Origin of the sequence: Mycobacterium angelicum, from assembly GCF_002086155.1 — a bacterium.
GTDB lineage: Bacteria > Actinomycetota > Actinomycetes > Mycobacteriales > Mycobacteriaceae > Mycobacterium > Mycobacterium angelicum.
Map to the genome: position 1 here is coordinate 1 of NZ_MVHE01000219.1, position 944 is coordinate 944.

General features: G+C 80.2%; 1 protein-coding gene. It reads left to right on the plus strand.

All coding sequences use genetic code 11. The features are described from left to right. Nucleotides 1-944: hypothetical protein (locus BST12_RS32600; RefSeq protein ID WP_211281408.1), on the plus strand; the 944-nt coding region annotated here is incomplete at both ends.

Genomic DNA, 944 nt, shown 5'->3' on the forward strand with positions numbered 1-944 from the left:
GGGCAGGCGGCGCGGGCGGGGCCGGCGGCGCCGGCGCAACCCCCGGCGCGGCGGGGCTGTCCGGCGCCAGCACCGCCGACGGCGGCAACGGTGGAAACGGCGGCAACGGGGCCGCCGGCGGGATAGGTGCCACACCCGTGGGTCCTGGTCAATCGGGTGGTGTGGGCGGTAGCGGCGGTGTCGGCGGCGCCGGTGGCAGCGGTGGACACGGGGGCACCGATGCGGGCAATGGCGGGTCTGGCGGGGCCGGCGGCAACGGTGGCCGCGGCGGCATTGGCGGAAACGGCACGAGTGGCGGCAATGGCCTCACCCCGGGCGCCGACGGCCAGGCCGGCGGAGACGGCGGAACCGGTGGCGCCGGCGGCGCCGGCGGCAACGGCGGGTCCGGGGGCATCGCGTTGGCGGCTTCGGGCCATAACGGTTTGCGCGGCACCGGCGGCGACGGCGGCGACGGCGGCGCCGGCGGCGCCCCGGGCGACGGCGGTAACGGCGCCCCCGGGGCACTGGCTGGCAAAGCCGGCGACAACGGCGGCGCCGGCGGCCGCGGCGGCAACGGCGGCAATGCCGGCTTTGGCGGTATCGGCGGGGCCGGCGGCACCGGGTCCACCCCCGGCGCCAGCGGACTGTCCGGGCTCAGCGCCGCGGACGGCGGCAATGGCGGCAACGGCGGCAACGGAGCGGCCGGCGCCGTAGGGGTTTCGCCGGTTGCCCCAGGCCAGTCCGGGGGTGTCGGCGGTAGCGGCGGTGCGGGCGGGGCCGGCGGCAACGGCGGTCACGGCGGAACCGACGCCGGCAACGGCGGTGCCGGCGGCCACGGCGGCAAGGGCGGCAACGGCGCGGCCGGCGGTTTCGGTGTCACCGGCGCCAACGGCAGCACTCCCGGTGCTGCGGGCCAGGCCGGTGGCGATGGAGGGGCAGGCGGGGGCGGTGGCGCAGGCGGCAAC